General features: G+C 69.9%; 16 protein-coding genes, 2 tRNA genes and 1 pseudogene. 13 read left to right on the top strand and 6 right to left on the bottom strand.

Going from position 1 to position 15,291, the window contains the following annotated elements; translation table 11 throughout:
• The 6 genes from Q1K57_RS04295 to Q1K57_RS04270 all read left to right on the top strand — a co-directional run.
• Positions 1–282 (top strand): DUF4921 family protein (locus Q1K57_RS04295; protein ID WP_300079355.1); only part of this gene is annotated, 282 nt, incomplete at its 5' end.
• A gap of 69 nt (positions 283–351) precedes the next feature.
• On the top strand, positions 352–900 hold the full coding sequence (locus Q1K57_RS04290) for a DUF1707 domain-containing protein (protein ID WP_300079353.1): 549 nt from the start codon (positions 352–354) through the stop codon (positions 898–900).
• A gap of 98 nt (positions 901–998) precedes the next feature.
• On the top strand, positions 999–1,952 hold the full coding sequence (locus Q1K57_RS04285; protein ID WP_366525330.1) for an ABC transporter ATP-binding protein: 954 nt from the start codon (positions 999–1,001) through the stop codon (positions 1,950–1,952).
• Complete coding sequence (locus Q1K57_RS04280; RefSeq protein ID WP_300079347.1) at positions 1,945–2,799, top strand: ABC transporter permease; 855 nt, start codon at positions 1,945–1,947, stop codon at positions 2,797–2,799. Before Q1K57_RS04285 ends, Q1K57_RS04280 begins: the two co-directional genes overlap by 8 nt.
• Positions 2,799–3,635, top strand: a complete 837-nt coding sequence (locus Q1K57_RS04275; protein ID WP_300079345.1) for an ABC transporter permease — start codon at positions 2,799–2,801, stop codon at positions 3,633–3,635. Before Q1K57_RS04280 ends, Q1K57_RS04275 begins: the two co-directional genes overlap by 1 nt.
• A gap of 19 nt (positions 3,636–3,654) precedes the next feature.
• A complete protein-coding gene (locus Q1K57_RS04270) occupies positions 3,655–4,269 on the top strand; it encodes a TetR/AcrR family transcriptional regulator (RefSeq protein WP_300079342.1) in 615 nt (204 codons plus the stop codon).
• Here Q1K57_RS04270 and Q1K57_RS04265 read toward each other — a convergent pair.
• The 3 genes from Q1K57_RS04265 to Q1K57_RS04255 all read right to left on the bottom strand — a co-directional run bounded on the left by Q1K57_RS04265 (position 4,242) and on the right by Q1K57_RS04255 (position 7,041).
• Complete coding sequence (locus Q1K57_RS04265) at positions 4,242–5,096, bottom strand: cytochrome P450 (RefSeq protein WP_300079340.1); 855 nt, start codon at positions 5,094–5,096, stop codon at positions 4,242–4,244. The genes Q1K57_RS04270 and Q1K57_RS04265 overlap by 28 nt on opposite strands.
• Before the next feature lie 30 nt (positions 5,097–5,126).
• Complete coding sequence (locus Q1K57_RS04260) at positions 5,127–5,534, bottom strand: hypothetical protein (protein ID WP_300079338.1); 408 nt, start codon at positions 5,532–5,534, stop codon at positions 5,127–5,129.
• A gap of 289 nt (positions 5,535–5,823) precedes the next feature.
• On the bottom strand, positions 5,824–7,041 hold the full coding sequence (locus Q1K57_RS04255; RefSeq protein WP_300079337.1) for an MFS transporter: 1,218 nt from the start codon (positions 7,039–7,041) through the stop codon (positions 5,824–5,826).
• A gap of 25 nt (positions 7,042–7,066) precedes the next feature.
• On the opposite strand from Q1K57_RS04255, the gene Q1K57_RS04250 reads away from it, so the two are divergent.
• Positions 7,067–7,675 carry a LysE family translocator gene (locus Q1K57_RS04250; protein ID WP_300079335.1) on the top strand — a complete coding sequence of 203 codons (609 nt, stop codon included), beginning with the start codon at positions 7,067–7,069 and terminating at the stop codon, positions 7,673–7,675.
• A 101-nt stretch (positions 7,676–7,776) separates the two neighbouring features.
• Here the strand turns inward: Q1K57_RS04250 and Q1K57_RS04245 are convergent, their stop codons facing one another.
• On the bottom strand, positions 7,777–8,748 hold the full coding sequence (locus Q1K57_RS04245; protein ID WP_300079333.1) for an NAD(P)H-quinone oxidoreductase: 972 nt from the start codon (positions 8,746–8,748) through the stop codon (positions 7,777–7,779).
• 42 nt (positions 8,749–8,790) lie between these two features.
• Here Q1K57_RS04245 and Q1K57_RS04240 point away from each other — a divergent pair.
• Positions 8,791–8,875, top strand: a tRNA-Ser gene (locus tag Q1K57_RS04240).
• Between the two features lies 1 nt (position 8,876).
• Positions 8,877–9,323, top strand: coding sequence for a hypothetical protein (locus tag Q1K57_RS04235; protein WP_300079331.1), 447 nt, complete (start codon positions 8,877–8,879; stop codon positions 9,321–9,323).
• 1 nt (position 9,324) lies between these two features.
• On the opposite strand, the gene Q1K57_RS04230 is transcribed toward Q1K57_RS04235, so the two are convergent.
• Positions 9,325–10,986: an LCP family protein gene (locus Q1K57_RS04230; protein ID WP_300079329.1), complete on the bottom strand. Its 1,662-nt coding sequence runs from the start codon at positions 10,984–10,986 to the stop codon at positions 9,325–9,327.
• 101 nt (positions 10,987–11,087) lie between these two features.
• Here Q1K57_RS04230 and Q1K57_RS04225 point away from each other — a divergent pair.
• Both Q1K57_RS04225 and Q1K57_RS04220 read left to right on the top strand, forming a co-directional pair.
• A tRNA-Ser gene (locus Q1K57_RS04225) sits at positions 11,088–11,178 on the top strand.
• A 285-nt stretch (positions 11,179–11,463) separates the two neighbouring features.
• Positions 11,464–12,852: pseudogene (locus Q1K57_RS04220) on the top strand (IS1380 family transposase).
• Positions 12,853–12,958: 106 nt separating this feature from the next.
• On the opposite strand, the gene Q1K57_RS04215 reads toward Q1K57_RS04220, so the two are convergent.
• Positions 12,959–14,074: a site-specific integrase gene (locus tag Q1K57_RS04215; protein ID WP_300079327.1), complete on the bottom strand. Its 1,116-nt coding sequence runs from the start codon at positions 14,072–14,074 to the stop codon at positions 12,959–12,961.
• Positions 14,075–14,084: 10 nt separating this feature from the next.
• Here Q1K57_RS04215 and Q1K57_RS04210 point away from each other — a divergent pair, with 10 nt between their 5' ends.
• Both Q1K57_RS04210 and Q1K57_RS04205 read left to right on the top strand, forming a co-directional pair.
• Positions 14,085–14,822, top strand: a complete 738-nt coding sequence (locus Q1K57_RS04210; RefSeq protein ID WP_300079325.1) for a hypothetical protein — start codon at positions 14,085–14,087, stop codon at positions 14,820–14,822.
• A 60-nt stretch (positions 14,823–14,882) separates the two neighbouring features.
• A complete protein-coding gene (locus Q1K57_RS04205; RefSeq protein ID WP_300079323.1) occupies positions 14,883–15,155 on the top strand; it encodes a hypothetical protein in 273 nt (90 codons plus the stop codon).
• The last annotated feature ends 136 nt before the right edge of the window (positions 15,156–15,291 follow it).

Here is a 15,291-nt window from a genome sequence, read left to right as displayed (position 1 = left end):
GGCGCCGACATCCCCTGCAACGAGGAGTGGCACTACCGGCCCATCGACGTCGACCTGGCCATGCCGTGGCGGGTCATGCTCAAGTGGCGCATCTCGACGCTGGCCGGGTTCGAGGGGGCGACGAAGATCTACCTCAACACGATCACGCCCGTGATGCTGCGCGACCGAGTGGTCGAACGGCTGTTCTCGCTGCGCGCCGAGCGGAAGGTGTCCGACAGCCTGCAGATCGCCTTCGAGGCACCCTGCCGGCCCAACTCGTTGCGTTACGCACGGGGCCGATGAGACGGACGCGCAGGCGTCGGTCGGTGCGGCGCGGTAGCGTCGGGTAGGACCCCCGACCAGGAGCGTGCCATGACGAACCTGCCGCAGCCGCAGCACCAGCCCGACGACAACGTGTGGGCGCGCTTCAGCGTGAACCCGCACACCCATCCGGAGGTGCGCGCGAGCGACACCGACCGTGACGTGGCGGCCGAGGTCATCAACGCCGCCTTCAGCGACGGCCGGCTCGACAACCTCGAGCATGCCGACCGGCTTTCGGCCGTGCTGGGGGCCAAGACGCTGGGCGAACTGGTGCCGCTGCTGTCCGACGTGACGATCGCGGCGCGTCCCGCGGTGCCCAAGACACCCGTCGCGGCGGCGCGGGACACCGCGCTGCGCTCATGGCTCGGGCTGGCGATCCTGTTCAACGTGATCTGGCTCGCGACGTGGATCTTCTCCGCCGGCGGACCGTACTACTACTGGCCCATCTGGCCCATGATCGGTACGGCCATCCCCGTGGTCATCGCGTACCTGTACCCGGACCGCGCGGCGTCCGATCCGGCGAAGCTCGCCGAGCTCGAGTCCCGCCGGGCGTACCGCCAGGATCGCCGAGACGAGCGTCGCAACCGTCGCCGCCCCTGACGCCGGGCGCCCGGTTGGGGCGCGAACCTCGCGGGGCTGTCGGCGATTAATCGTTTCCGACTAGGGCAAGCGTAGGCGTCCGAGGGGTCCTTTGGCCAATGTCGGAGGCGGGGGGTAGGTTGCCAGCCGTGCCCGTGATCGAAGCCCGAGAGCTCACCAAGAAGTTCGGCGACTTCACCGCCGTCGACGCCATCTCGTTCGAGGTCGCGCCCGGGGAGAGCTTCGGCCTGCTCGGGCCGAACGGCGCGGGCAAGTCCACGACGATGCGCATGATCGGCGGCACGTCGCTGCGCACGGCGGGCGATCTCCGCGTGCTCGGGCTCGACCCCGAGCAGCACGGCCCCGAGGTGCGGGCGTCCCTCGGGGTGGTCCCGCAGCAGGACGCGCTCGACGAGGAGCTGCGCACCCGCGACAACCTCTATGTCTACGGCCGTTACTTCGGCCTGCCGCGCAGCTACCTTGTGCCCAAGGTGGAGGAGTTGCTCGAGTTCGCCCAGCTCACCGAGAAGGCCAACGCGAAGGTCAACGATCTGTCCGGCGGCATGAAACGGCGTCTCACCATCGCTCGCGGGCTCATCAACGAGCCCCGCATCCTGCTCCTCGACGAGCCGACGACCGGCCTCGACCCCCAGGCCCGGCACATCCTGTGGGATCGGCTCTTCCGCCTCAAGGAGCAGGGCGTCACCCTCGTCGTCACCACGCACTTCATGGACGAGGCCGAGCAGCTCTGCGACCGCCTCGTCGTCATCGACAAGGGCAGCATCGTCGCCGAGGGCTCCCCGCGCGACCTGATCACCCGGTACACGACCCGCGAGGTCGTGGAGGTGCGCTTCGGCTCCACCCGGAACGCCGCCATGCAGGCCGAACTCGCCGACCTGGCGAGCGGTGGCCTGGAGGTGTTGCCCGACCGGATCCTCCTGTACGCCGACAACGGCGAGGCCATTCTCGAAGAGATCAACCGCCGCGAGCTCAACCCCCTCACCCAGCTCGTCCGCCGCACCTCGTTGGAGGACGTGTTCCTCCGCCTCACGGGGAGGTCCCTCATTGACTGAGCCCACCCGCACGCTGCCGGACGCCGATCCGCGCGTCACCTTCACCGGCCTCGACCACCACGCCCTCGCCGCGCGGACGCGCCGCTGGGGGTGGCTGCAATACGCGGGCTATCGCCAAGTGGCGGAGACGCCGTTCCTCTGGACGTGGCTCGCCGTCGCCTTCGGCAACCCCCTGCTCTACCTCGCCGCGATGGGTCTCGGCCTGGGGGCGATCGTCCAGGGCGACGTGGACGGCGTCCGTTACCTCACGTTCGTTGCGCCGGGGCTGCTGGCCGCCACCGTCGTGTCGACCGGCGCCCAGTTCGGCACTTGGCCGATCTTCGGCGGCTTCAAGTGGCAGAAGAACTACCTGGCCGCCTACTCAACGCCCATGGAGCCTGGCCAGATGGCCCTCGGCGAGACGGCCGCCATCACCGTCCGCCTCCTCCTGCAGTCGGTGGCTTTCTGGCTCGTGGCGAGCCTGTTCGGCGCCTGGCCGTCGCCGGCGTCCCTGCTCGCCCTCCCTGGGGTGATGCTGGCCGCCCTGGCGATGTTCACCCCGCTCATGGCCTACTCGGCGACGATCCGAAACGAGGGGTTGCAGTTCAACTTCGTCCAGCGCCTGATCGTCATGCCGATGTTCCTGTTCGCCGGCACGTTCTTCCCCCTCGACGTGATGCCGCCCTACCTGCAATGGATCGGCTGGATCTCACCCATGTGGCACGGCACGCAGCTGGGCCGCATCGCGTCCTACGGCCTGCCGAACCCGGCGTGGCTCACCGCGATCCACGTCCTGTACCCGCTGGTGCTCGTCGTCGTCGGCCAGTGGGCGGCGGCCCGCGCGTTCGCCAAGAGGCTGGTCGGCTGATGAGCGTCGACGTCATGGCCCGCACCAAGCGCCGGCTGCGCGCGAAGCCGGGGTGGTTGGCGAACCTCTACGCGGGCAACGCTCGAGCGGTGATCGGCCGCGGCTTCCGCGTCATCCGAACGGCCAACTGGGGTGTCATCGCCACCGGATTCTTCGAACCGGTGTTCTACCTGCTCGCGATGGGGGTGGGCATGGGTGCCCTCGTCGGCTCGGTGCCCGGCCCAGACGGGCAGCCGATCAGCTATGCCATGTACATCGCGCCCGCCCTGCTCGCCACCTCGGCGATGAACGGCGCGGTCTACGACTCGGTCAACAACGTGTTCTTCAAGCTGCGCTACTCCAAGCTCTACGAGGGCATGCTGCAGACCTCCCTCGGCCCGATGGATGTCGCCATCGGTGAGATCTTCATGGCGCTGTTCCGCGGGCTGCTGTACGCGATCGGGTTCCTCGGCGTGCTCGCCATCATGGGGCTGGTCACGAGCTGGTGGGCGCTGCTGATGATCCCCGTCGCCGTGCTCATCGCCCTCGGCTTCGCGTCGGTCGGCATGGCCGTGACGAGCTTCATGAAGAGCTTCCAACAGCTCGACCTCGTTCCCATGGTGCTGCTGCCCATGTTCCTGTTCTCGGCGACGCTGTACCCGATCACGGTCTACCCCGAGCCGATCCAGTGGTTCGTTAAGGCCATGCCGCTGTGGCACGGCGTCGAGCTCATGCGGCAGTTGTCCGTCGGTTATCTGGACGCCGCCTCCGGCGTCCACGTGCTCTACTTCACGCTGCTCAGCGTCCTGGGTATCGCGGCGGTGACGTTCCGGCTCCAGAAGCTGTTCCTGCGCTGAGCAGCCTTACGATGGCCGGGTGGCCGCCGCACCCGACACCCGCGCCCGCGTGTTGGACGCCGCCCTCGACCTGGTTGCCGAGCGCGGGCTGCAGGCCCTGACGCACCGCGGCGTCGAGGACCGCGCCGGCGTCACCCACGGCACCACCACCTACTATTTCCGCACCCGCGACGCCCTCATCGAAGCCCTGTTCGCCCACCTGTGCGACCGGCAGGTCGTCTGGGTCACCGACCTGTTCACCCGCCTGGCCGCGGCGGCCGCGTCCGGAACGGCCGGCGCGCTCCGCGACTCGTTCAGCCGGCAGGCACTCGACTCTCTCCTCGCCGAGCGGACGCTCACGCTCGCGCGCTTCGAGATGTACCTCCACGCCGCGCGGACGCCGCACCTGCAGCCTGCTCTCGGCGCGGCCCGCCAGCGCCACGCCGACCTGCAGGCCGAGTTGTTCGCCGGTCTCGGTGCACCCGACCCGCAGCTCGCCGCCCATCGCTACCTCAGCGCGGTCGAAGGGATGCTGGTCTACCAGCTCTCGGTGCCCGAGGACGCCTTCGACGCCTGGGCGGTCGCCTGGATCAACGCCCTCATCGACCTGTGCGCCCGTTTCGCCCCTCAGGAGGCCAGCGGCACGTGCGCGTAGCCGCGCAGCACGAAGGTCGGACGCCGCCGCGCGGGCCCCGCGAGGCGCAGCTGGGGGAGTCGGTCCAGCAGGGTCGCGAAGGCCACCTCGCTCTCGAGGCGGGCGAGCCCGGCGCCGAGGCAGTGATGCGGGCCGGCCGCGAACGCCAGGTGCCGGCGCGCGTTCGGGCGCTCGACGTCGAAGGCGTCCGGAGCTGGGAAGACCTCCGGGTCGCGGTTCGCACCCCCGAGGAACACCGACACCACCTGCCCCTCCGGCAGGTGCGCTCCGGCCGCGTCCACGTCCATGGTCGCCACCCGAGCCACCATCTGCACCGGGGCGTCCCAGCGCAGCATCTCCTCCACCGCGCCGGGGATACGGCCAGGGTCCTCGCGCAACAGCGCCGCCTGTTCCTGGTGCTGGAGCAGACCCATCGTGCCGTTGCCGATGAGATTCACGGTCGTCTCGAAGCCGGCGAACAGCAGCAGGATGCACAGGCCCATCAGTTCCCGTTCTGTGAGCCGGTCCTCCTCGGCCTCGGCGGCGACGAGCCGGCTGAGCAGGTCGTCGCGCGGGTCGCGTCGGCGTTGCGCGATGAGCGCGCCGAAGAAGACGTGGAGTTCAGCCAGGGCGGCCGTCGCGGCGCGTTGGCGGCGGGAGGGGGCGAGGGAGTCGAGGTCGGCGGCGATCGCGCTGCCCCAGGCGCGCAGGCGCGGGGCGTCGGCGTCAGGAACCCCGAGCAGGTGGCAGATGACGGACACCGGCAGGGCGCTGGCGAAGGCGTCCATGAGATCGAAGGCGGGCTCGCGGCGGGCGCGCGCGAGGAGCTCCGCCGCGATCGCCTCCACCCGCGGCCGCAGCGCGGCGACCGCCGCCGTCTAGAAAGCCGGGCTCGCGAGGCTTCGGAGGCGGGCGTGGTCGGCGCCGTCCATGCCGATCATCGATTCGGGGCCGATGGGTTCGACGAGTTCGCCGCGCGGGGGCGCCCCGAAGAGCCAGCGCTGCCAGGCGGGCGTCCGCGCCAGGATCGCGCGGCGCATGGCGGTGGCGGTCGCCACGCCGGGATGCCGCAGGATCGCGTTGGCGACGCCATGCCGCGCGGTGACCAGCGAGACGTCGTTGCCCGTCACCGGGCCTGCCTCGCGCACCCAGGCATAGGTGGGGTAGGGGTTGGCGATCATCCCTGGGTCGAGGATGCGACCGGTGAAGACACCGCGCCACCGCAGCGCGGTCAACAGGCCGGCGCGGACGGCGTCGCGGGTGAGTCCGGTGATGGTCTGGAGCATGGAACCCCCTGCCACCCCGATTCTACACTTGGAGAAAACGGGGTGGGGGTGAACGACGGACGGGGCGGCTCCGAGGGGAGCCGCCCCGTGCGTCCGATGCTGGGGTGCGACACCGGACGGCGCCGGCCCAGGGGAGACCGGCCGTGTGGATGGCGCAACAAACACCCTCCTGTAGATGAATACGCACGAGCGGCCCGAAAGGTTGCGTCGAATCCCGAGGAGTCTTGGGACGCGGCCGATCACGGCAGGCTCGAGCGCGCCCCCGTCACCGCGACGATCGCCGGCGTGGTCAGGCCCGCGCCCGCAGCCGCCGGACGCCGCGGCGTCCGAGCTGCAGGACCAGCCACCCGGCGACCGCAAGGACGAGCCCCGTGCCGCCGGTCGTGAGAAAACCGGCCTGCCAGCCCACGTGGTCGATGACCCAACCGACGACAGGCGGTGCGAGGGCGTTGCCGCTGGTCGCGAACGTGCCCTGCCAGCCCAGCGCCTCGCCGCGACGCTCCTCGGGCACCGCATGGCTCAGCCGCTCGGCCGCCGCCGCCAGGCTGGTGGCGCAGAAGAGTCCGGCCACGGCCATCATGAGGGCGAGCAGCCACCAGGTGACGCCGAGAGCGCCCAGCAGCGTTGTCAGTCCGAGACCCGCCACCAGGAAGGTGAGCGGTACCGCGCGCGTGAGGCCGCCGTACACCAGTCCGCCCACGAGCGACCCGAAGGCCCACACGGCCAGAACGACGCCGAGGAGCGGCGTGGCGTCCATGGTGCGCATGGCGGCCACGATCGCCAGGTCGGAGCCCGCAAGGGTGAAGGCGATCGCGATGTTCGCCACGAACGTGGTCGCGACGACGCCGTTCAGCCAAGTGCCCATCGAGCCGCGCATGGCGGGAACGGCCGGGGCTGCCGGGCGGGGGGCGTCCGATTGCCCGGGGGGAGAGACGAGGGGCGGGTTGACAATCCAGAAGCCGATGCCGGCGGCGACGCTGAGGAGCGCGAAAGCGACGAGGGCCCAGCCGGTGTCCCAGAGGGTGGCGGCGAGAACGCCGGCGAGCGGTCCGACCATGAAGGACAGTTCGGTGAGGACCGAGTCGAGGGCGAGCGCGGTGCGCCGTCGCTCGACGGGCACCGCGGCGAGCATGAGCTGACGACTGAGGACGAACCACGGGATCGACAACAACCCCACCACCGCCATCGCGCCGAGCAGGACCCAGTAGCCCACGAACGGGGCCAGAAGGAACATCAGCGGAAGCACGATGAGGCTCGGCAGCAGGGTGCGGCGCAGCCCCAAGGTGTCGAGCAGACGCCCGCGCCACGGGGAACTGACCGCGACGGCCAAGGTGAACACGGCCGTGACGAGGCCGGCGGCGGCGTACGTGCGGCCCAGACCGTCGACGACGTGGAGGGTGAGGACGATGGCGGCACCGAACCACGGCGCCTTGCCGAAGAAGCCGAGCACGGCGGCTTGACGCACCACCGGGTACGCCCACACCTGCCGATACGCCGCCAACCGCACCGATCCAGCCTGACACACTGAGCCGGTGCCCCTCGATTCCTATGCGGCGTTCTGCGGTGTTGCTCTGCTCGTCGTTCTCATCCCCGGCCCCGACTTCGCCGTCGTGACGCGCAGCACCCTGCTCGGCGGACGGCGCCGCGGCTGGGCCGCGGCGGCGGGGGTGGCCGTGTCGTGCGCGCTGCAGGGCGTCGCGGCGGTCGCCGGGCTGGGCGCGATGATCGTCGCGTCGCAGCCCGTGTTCACGGCCATCAAGTGGGCCGGGGTGGCCTACCTGGCGTGGCTGGCGGTGAAGTCGCTGCGCTCGGCATGGCGCGGTGAGTATGCCGATGTCGCCGGTGGCACCGCCGGGGCCGGGTTCCGCGAGGGGTTCCTTTCGAACATCGTGAACCCCAAAGTGCTGGTGTTCTATCTCGCCCTGCTGCCGCAGTTCCTTCCTGCCGCGAGCGGTCTGGGTGGGCAGGCGCTCCTCGCGTTGACGCACGCCTTCCTCGGGTTGCTGTACCTCGTCGCGCTCGCGAGCGCCCTCGGCAGCCTGGGGGCATGGCTGCGCCGGCGCCCCGTCAGGCGGGTGCTCGACGTGCTCACGGGCACCGCCCTCGGCGTCTTCAGCGTCCGGTTGGCCGTGGACCACTGAGATCAGTCGCGTCGTGCGGCTGAACTCACACTCGGCGCAGCCATCTGCGGGCGTTTACGCACGACTCCGCGCCGAGGGCCGTCTTGAGTGTGAAGCGGGCGTCACATGGTGAGGATGACCTTGCCCACGTTCGCCCCGCTCTCGAGGTGCTCGTGGGCGGCCCTGACGTCGTCGAGACCGAAGCGCCTCTCGCCCGCCAGCCGGATCGCGCCCGAACTCACCAACGGCCACACCTCCTCGACCACCCTGGCGACGATCGCGGCTTTCTGCTCGGCCGGCCGGAACCGCAGCGACGTGGCGGTGACAACGGCGTTCTTGCCGAGGAGCGTGTTGAGGTTGAGTTCGCCCTTGACTCCGCCCTGCAGCCCGATCACGACCAAGCGCCCGCCGCGGGACAGCGAGGCCACGTTCGCACTCAGGTACTTGGCGCCCATGATGTCGAGGATCACGTCGGCACCACGCCCGCCCGTGGCGTCCTTGAGCCCGGCCACCCAGTCGTCGTGGTAATCGAGGGCGATGTCGGCCCCCAGATCACGGCAGGTGGCGAGCTTCTCGGGCGAGCCGGCCGTCGTGGCGACCGTGCAACCCCGGCCCTTCGCGTACTGGATCGCGAAGCTGCCGATGCCGCCCGTGCCGCCGTGGACGAGGAGGGTCTCGCCGTCGCGAAGACCCACGTGGTCCATGTTCGACACGACCGTCGCGGCCACCTCGATCAGTCCGGCCGCCGTCACGAGGTCGACCCCGTCCGGCACCGGCGCTACTTGGCCCGCCGGTGCCACGACGTAGTCGGCGTAGCCGCCGCCGGCGAGCAGCGCGACGCACGGGTCGCCCTCGACCCATTCGGTCACGCCCGCGCCCAGCGCCGCGACGTGGCCCGACACTTCGAGCCCGATGACGTCCGAGACGCCGGGCGGCGGCGGGTAGTGACCCCGGCGCTGCAGCAGGTCCGCCCGGTTGACGCCCGCGGCGGCGACCGCGATCAGCACCTCCCCGGGGCCGGGGGTGGGGGAATCCACCTCGGTGAGCGTGAGGACCTCGGGTCCTCCGGGTTCGGTCGTCGCAACGGCTCGCATACGGCCGAGACTACGACGCGACGGTAGGATGAGCGACGATCTGGCGAGGTCGCATAGTGGACTAGTGCAGCCGCCTTGAAAGCGGCCGAGTGGCAACGCTCCGTGGGTTCGAATCCCACCCTCGCCGCGTGGAGACCACCACCCATGTGCTCAGGCCTCGCGTCGCCGTGCGCGCGTTCGTCGTCGCCGCCGCTCTCGCCGTCGTCGGGGCCGGGCTCACGGTGGGGGCGTCCGCGGCGGGCTGGCCGGCTTGGCTGGCGGCGGGGGGCGTCCTCGTGCTCGCCGCGGCGGTCGCGCTGGTCGTCGCGGCGGCGATCACGGCGCGCCGCCAGCAGGTCACCATCGAGCTGGACGCCGACGGCTACCGCATCACCGAACCCGGCCGCGTCCGATCGGGCCTGTGGGCGGAGGTGAGCAAGGTCACCGGCGCCCCCGGGCGCCTCACGCTGCATCACGGTGTCGAGCAGCGCGTCCAGTTGTTCGTCACGCCCGAGCGGACGTCCGATCTGGACGCCGTCGCCGCCGACATCGGACGCCTCCTCGACCGGAGTCGCGGCTACCGCAACTACGCCTGAGCTACGGCGTGGGCGCCGGGGTGACTTGCCACGTGGGGTGATACGCGCACTCGTCCACGGACGCCGCCGGTGTCTCGACGACCGACGGGGTCCCCGTCGGCGTGACCACCGACGTCGGCGAGGTCGTGGGCGCTGCGGGAGCGGTGGTCTTTGGAGGCGCGGGGGTCCCGGGCGTCTCGGTGGAAGGCGCCGGGGGGTTCAGTGCCGCCTGAACGCGCTGGTGGACGAGCTCCCAGTCGGGGCGCACCGTGGAGAAGCCGTCCACCTCGTTCTGGAACTGGTAGCTCTCGACCTGCGATCCCTGGCGTTGCACATGCAGGGCCAGCTGCAGCAGGGCGGGCAACTGATGGTTGGGCACGTCGGTCTCGATGATGTTCTGCCCGGCCTTTGCGAGGGACTCGTAGTTGGTGAGCACCGTCGTCGGGTTGGCCTGCTGCACGACCGCGCGGATCAGGCATTGCTGCCGCGCCATGCGCGCGTAGTTGCCGGTCTCCTCGCCGTAGCGCCCGCGGGCGTACCAGAGGGCGTCCTGACCGTTGAGGTGTTGGTTCGGGCCGGGGGGCAGCCAGCGGTCGGGGGGCCGGTTGGCGTCGTCGGAGCCACCCACCGGGATCGGCTTGTTGATGTTCACCGTGATGCCGCCGAGCGCGTTGATGAACTCGATGAAGCCGTCCATGTTGATCATGACGTAGTAGTCGATGTCGACGCCCAGGGCTCCGCTCACCCCTTGTTGGACGGCCCACGCGCCCGCGTCGGGCACACCGGTGGGCATGAGCTCGGGCGCCATGGCCGGCACGTTGTTGTAGATGGCGTTGAGGAAATAGTTGTCGTCGTTCGCCGCGCCGCCGCGGAAGCCATCCGGCCAGCGTTGGGCCAGGGCCGAGCCCTCGGGGAACGGGATGCGTTGGGTTTGGCGGGGGAGACTGAACAGGTGGATCTTTCCGGTCTCGGTGTTGATGGAGGCGAGGATGACGGAGTCGGTGCGGGCCCCGAGCGCCACGTCCCGCGACTCGCCCGAGTCGCCGCCGAGGATGAGGACGTTGAGGCGTCCGGTCCTCGTCCACGCGTCCTTGGCGGGAGAAGCCGAGGGATCCGGAGTTGTCCCGCCTGAGCCCGTGTCGCTGAAGACGCCCTGGATGAGCGCGCTGGTGTCGTAGATCGTGCGGGCGCCGACAAAGGTCGGCAGCGCGATGACGAGCGTGAGGAAACCCACCACCACTGCGCCCAACAGGCGTTGCCAACCCGTCAGCGAAGGCGGCCGCAGTGCGAGGTGCGTGGCCAGCACCGACGCCGACCAGATCACCCCGATCACGATCAGGGCGACCCACGCGAAGGCCAGCACCTCTGGGTCGACCGCCCAGCCGATCAGGGTGTTGGGAGAGAGGAGGGCGAGCAGTCCGAGGGCCGCGACGCTCAACCCGAACAGCAGCAGCATGACCGCACCGGCCCGCTTCCAGCGCGTGCGCAGGAGCCCGGCGCCCGGCAGGAATGTGCCTAGGACCGGCCAGCCGAGCGACGCGGGGTACGTCCAGGGGCTGATGTAGCGGCGCGCCCGTCCGGGGCGCACCTTGGAGATATCGGACGCCAACCCGGCGGCTCGCTGCGGGGCAGCCCCGTCGGGCCGGTCGTCGACGGCGCGCTGGGGGTCGGGGTCCTGCGCCATGGGCCTCCGTTCGGGCTGCTGCGATCACGTCGAGCATACCGGGGAAGGCTGGGTGTTTTGCCTGTGCCAGCGCTCGCCCGGTAGCCTGTGCTCTTGGCCGAGGAGGTGTCGCCTAGTCCGGTCTATGGCGCCCGCCTGCTAAGCGGGTTTCGGGCTTAAACCCGATCGCGGGTTCAAATCCCGCCGCCTCCGCGTTGACAAGGGGAAACGCCCCTCCCGAAGTGTCTTCGGGAGGGGCGTTTTCTGGTCGCTTTGGGGCTTTAGTCTCAGTCTTAGTCTCAGTTGGGGTCCGCCGAGGGGTCTCCGAGACTGTTCGATTCTGGCTGTTCGCCCTTGTCCGGGGACGTCCGGCGGGCTAGCCTGCCGCTTTCATCGGGTGAGGGCTTGACCGCGTTTTGGAACAGCGAAAGTGCTTCCGGCTTGGGATAATGCGAGTGTCTAAGTCACATTCGGCCCGTAGCAGGAAGCACTCTCAACGTGAAGCGTACCGGCGTCTATCCCCAGCCCCACCACGACATCGGAGGCACCCGGGTGGTCGGCCAAGCCGGCGGCCTGCTGCTCACCCGCACCGCGCTCGTGAGCGGACTCGCCGGGGGGCTATCACGGGCATTGTCCCGGTGGCGGAAACCGTTGGCGATCCACGACCCCGGCAAGATCCTCTGCGACCTGGCCATCAGCCTCGCCCTCGGTGGGGACTGCCTGGCTGATGTCGGGCAGCTACGAAGCGAACCCTCTGTGTATGGGCGGGTGGCCTCCGATCCGACGATCTCCAGGCTGATCAGCACCCTCGCCGCGGATGCTGCCGTTGCGTTGAAGACGATCGACAGGGCTCGAGCCCAGTCGCGAGCTCAGGTGTGGCGGCTGGCGGGTGAGCACGCGCCGACCCACGACACGAGCGTCCAGCATCCGCTGGTCATCGACGTCGACGCCACCTTGGTGACCTCGCATTCAGACAAGGAACAGGCCAAGCCCACGTTCAAGAAGGGCTACGGCTTCCACCCGCTCTGCGCGTTCGCCGACCACGGAGCGCCGGGCACCGGCGAACCGTTAGCGCTCCTGCTCCGCCCTGGGAACGCCGGCTCGAACACAGCCGCCGACCACATCACCGTCCTGCGGGACGCGTTTCACCAACTCCCCGATCTCCCCGGCCGCCGCCCCGGGAAAACGGTGCTGGTCAGGGTTGATGGTGCCGGGCACAGCCACAAGCTGGTCGAATGGCTCACCAACCAGCGGGTCCAGTACAGCATCGGCTGGACCCTGCCCAGTGACGCCGGCAACGTCATCGAACAGATCCCCAGCCACGTGTGGCAGCCTGCCTACGACGCTGACGGTGAGGTCCGCGACGGCGCGTGGGTGGCCGAACTGACCGGCCTGCTCGACCTGACCGGCTGGCCCGAGGACCTGCGGGTCATCTGCCGCAAAGAACGCCCCCACCCCGGCGCCCAGCTGACCATCACCGACGTCGACGGCCACCGCATCACCGCCTTCGCCACCAACACCCGTACCGGCCAGTTGGCCGACCTGGAACTCCGCCACCGCCGCCGCGCCCGCTGCGAAGACCGGATCCGCTTGGCGAAGGACACCGGGCTGACGAACCTGCCCCTGTACGGCTTCGACCAGAACCGGATCTGGTGCGCCATCGTCGCCCTCGCCAGCTAACGGACCGCCTGGCTCCTGTTGCTCGCCCTGGCCGACCCCGACGCCCGCCGGTGGGAACCCACCCGGCTCCGCTACCGCCTGTTCACGATCCCCGCCCAGCTGGTCCGCGGCGGCCGACGACTCCGGCTCCGCTACGCCGCCCACCACCCCTGGGCCGCTCTGCTCGCCGCGGCCCTGACCGCCCTCGCCGTCCTCGACAGCACCTGACAGCTCCGTCAGTACCCGTCCCGACAAGCTGAAACACCCCCGGGAACCCTGGAATCCCCGCCCACCGGAGCGCCCTCCGGAAAGCTGTCACACCCACCGGGCACAATCACACCCGCACGACGGTCACAGCCCGCCACAACGACCTGCTTCCCGCCGGACGAAAGATCGAGGCTAGTGAGGTGGCGTCGCTGGGGACGCTCGGTTCGCCCCAGATGAAGGTTCCGACCCTGTCCGCGACGTCCTTGCGGACGCCGTCGGTGATGTGCTGGTAGACGAGCGTCATCTTTACTGTCGACCAGCCCATGATGTCGATCACAGCCCGTTCGGAGACTCCGAGCAGCAGCAGGGTCGTCGCCGCGGTGTGCCTGGCGTCGTGGAGCCGAGCGTCGCGGACGCCGGCCTTTTTGATGAGCGCCTTCCAGCGGCGGTAGTCGCCGATGTTGTTCAGCGGCTCGCCGAGCCGGTCGGTGAACACCCAGCCGCCGTCCCTCCACCGGTCGCCCGCCTCGATCCTGGCGGCTTCCTGCCGAAGCTGGTGTGCCTGCAGGAGTCGAGTCAGCTCGTCCGGCATCCCGATCGTCCGGTGGGAGGCGTCGGACTTGGTCTCGCCGCGTTCGGGATTGGTTCGGATCTTGTCCGGGCACTGTCCGGGGTACTTCTTCCCGCACGGGGGATTGCAGCCGCGCCTGTATTGCGGTCTGGCCCTGCTGAAGTCGACGGCGAGGATGCCGCGATCGAGGTCGATGTCGCTCCACTGCAGCGCAAGCAGTTCGCCCTGCCGCAGCCCGAGAGCGAGAGCAATGATCCACCGCACCCCGCCGAACTGTTCGAGGGCGGCATCGACGAGTTTCCGGATCTCGTCGGCTTCGTAGGGTCTGACTTTGAGTTTCCTCACCTGCGGCGCAATCTTCCGCGTGGCAGGGTTCCTCGGCATGTAGCCAGACTCGACAGCCAGGGCGAAGGCGGTATGCAGGGTGCGATGGACCTGGTGCGCCGTCGTGGGGGATCGCCCCTCATTGATCATCTTGTTGTAGAGCGCCTTCAAGTGATCGGGACGAACCTTGTCGAGCCGGTGTCGTCCGAGCGCGGGAACGGCGTGGACGCGGACGGCGATCCGATACGCCTCCCAGGCACGGTGCCGCAGCCCGGGCTGGGCGATGTCGACCAGCCAGTGCTCAAGCCACTGCGCGACCGTCCAAGTTTCCCCGGCCGCCACCAGCACGGACGCGGCCGTGCCTGACGCGGCCGAGCCCGCCGCCGACTGGCAGCGCCATGCCGACGCGGCGGGGCACCTCCACGTCGACCTCACCGTTCCCCGCGACACGCTCGTCGGAGCCTTGAACGCAACCTCGCTGCTGCCGGAACCCGATGTCGTCTACGTCACCGAGACCGCCAACACGAGCGAAGACCTCGCGGAGCTCGCGCCCCTCGTCCCGGCCGAAACGACGGCGCTCGTGAAGGACGCAGACCCGAGCCTTGATCGCGACCTCGCCGACTGGCGAGCCGACTCGATCGACCGTCCACGACTCACCGTCCTCGGGCCGGTCCGACTCCAGCTGGGACGCCACGGCCGCCCCACAGAGGGTCTGAAGCAGATGGCCTACAACACTGAGATCGCGGCCTACCTCGCCACCCGGCCGCACGGCGCAACCACCGAGGAGTTGATGGATGCGCTTGGGGTCGGCTCCCAGCGCATCCGCGCGCTCCTCCATCACCTGCGCGCCAGGCTGGGCATCAATCCCGCCACCCGCCGCTACTTCCTGCCCCCCGCGAACAGGAACTCCGAGGCCAACGCGCGCAACGAAAGTGTCTACCTTCTCGAGGACGTCCTCTGCGACGCCGACCTGTTCCGAAGACTCCGGCTCCGCGGCGAAGCCGCCGGCGCAGCTGGCATCGACGACCTCGCTGAAGCCCTGCGCCTCGTGGCGGGCTCCCCCTACGAGCACATCCGCAACTCCGGCGGCCTGTAGCTGGCCGATAGCCGAGACGACCAGCACCTGCTGGTCGCCATAGTCGATGTCGCACATCTGTTGGCTACCCAGGCGCTGGCGGCGGGAGATCTCAAGCGTGCTCGTGGGGCCGCGGAGCTCGCGCACGCCATCGCGCCCTACGAGGAGACGCCCCAACTCGATCTCGCCGCCATCGCCAAGAAGGAGGACCGCCCGGCCGACGCCGACCGAATCGCTCGCCAGGTCGACGACTGGCTCGATGGCACCGGTGAGGGTCCGCTCGACCTCAGCCAGCGCGCAGATGTGATCCTCCGAGCGCATCGGTGGCTTGAGCGGAGAGACCGCGTTGGCTAGTACCGCGTCAGGCAACCTTGGCCCTCTTGATGGTGGCGGCTCGTTTGATGACCTTGCGGAGTCGTGGGTCGGTGGCGTGGTTGTTGCGCCAGATGATGTAGCGGCGGATCATGCTGGCTTGCTCGCGGTGGCTGGG

The organism is Propioniciclava sp. (assembly GCF_029977985.1).
Lineage (GTDB): Bacteria > Actinomycetota > Actinomycetes > Propionibacteriales > Propionibacteriaceae > Propioniciclava.
This window is presented reverse-complemented; position numbering and strand designations above follow the sequence as displayed.

Coding starts and splice junctions, on each gene's coding strand:
- Q1K57_RS04275 (WP_300079345.1), top strand. CDS start 2,799: ATGAGCGTCGACGTCATGGCCCGCACCAAGCGCCGGCTGCGCGCGAAG.
- Q1K57_RS04230 (WP_300079329.1), bottom strand. CDS start 10,986: ATGGCGCAGGACCCCGACCCCCAGCGCGCCGTCGACGACCGGCCCGAC.
- Q1K57_RS04260 (WP_300079338.1), bottom strand. CDS start 5,534: ATGCTCCAGACCATCACCGGACTCACCCGCGACGCCGTCCGCGCCGGC.
- Q1K57_RS04285 (WP_366525330.1), top strand. CDS start 999: ATGTCGGAGGCGGGGGGTAGGTTGCCAGCCGTGCCCGTGATCGAAGCC.
- Q1K57_RS04290 (WP_300079353.1), top strand. CDS start 352: ATGACGAACCTGCCGCAGCCGCAGCACCAGCCCGACGACAACGTGTGG.
- Q1K57_RS04245 (WP_300079333.1), bottom strand. CDS start 8,748: ATGCGAGCCGTTGCGACGACCGAACCCGGAGGACCCGAGGTCCTCACG.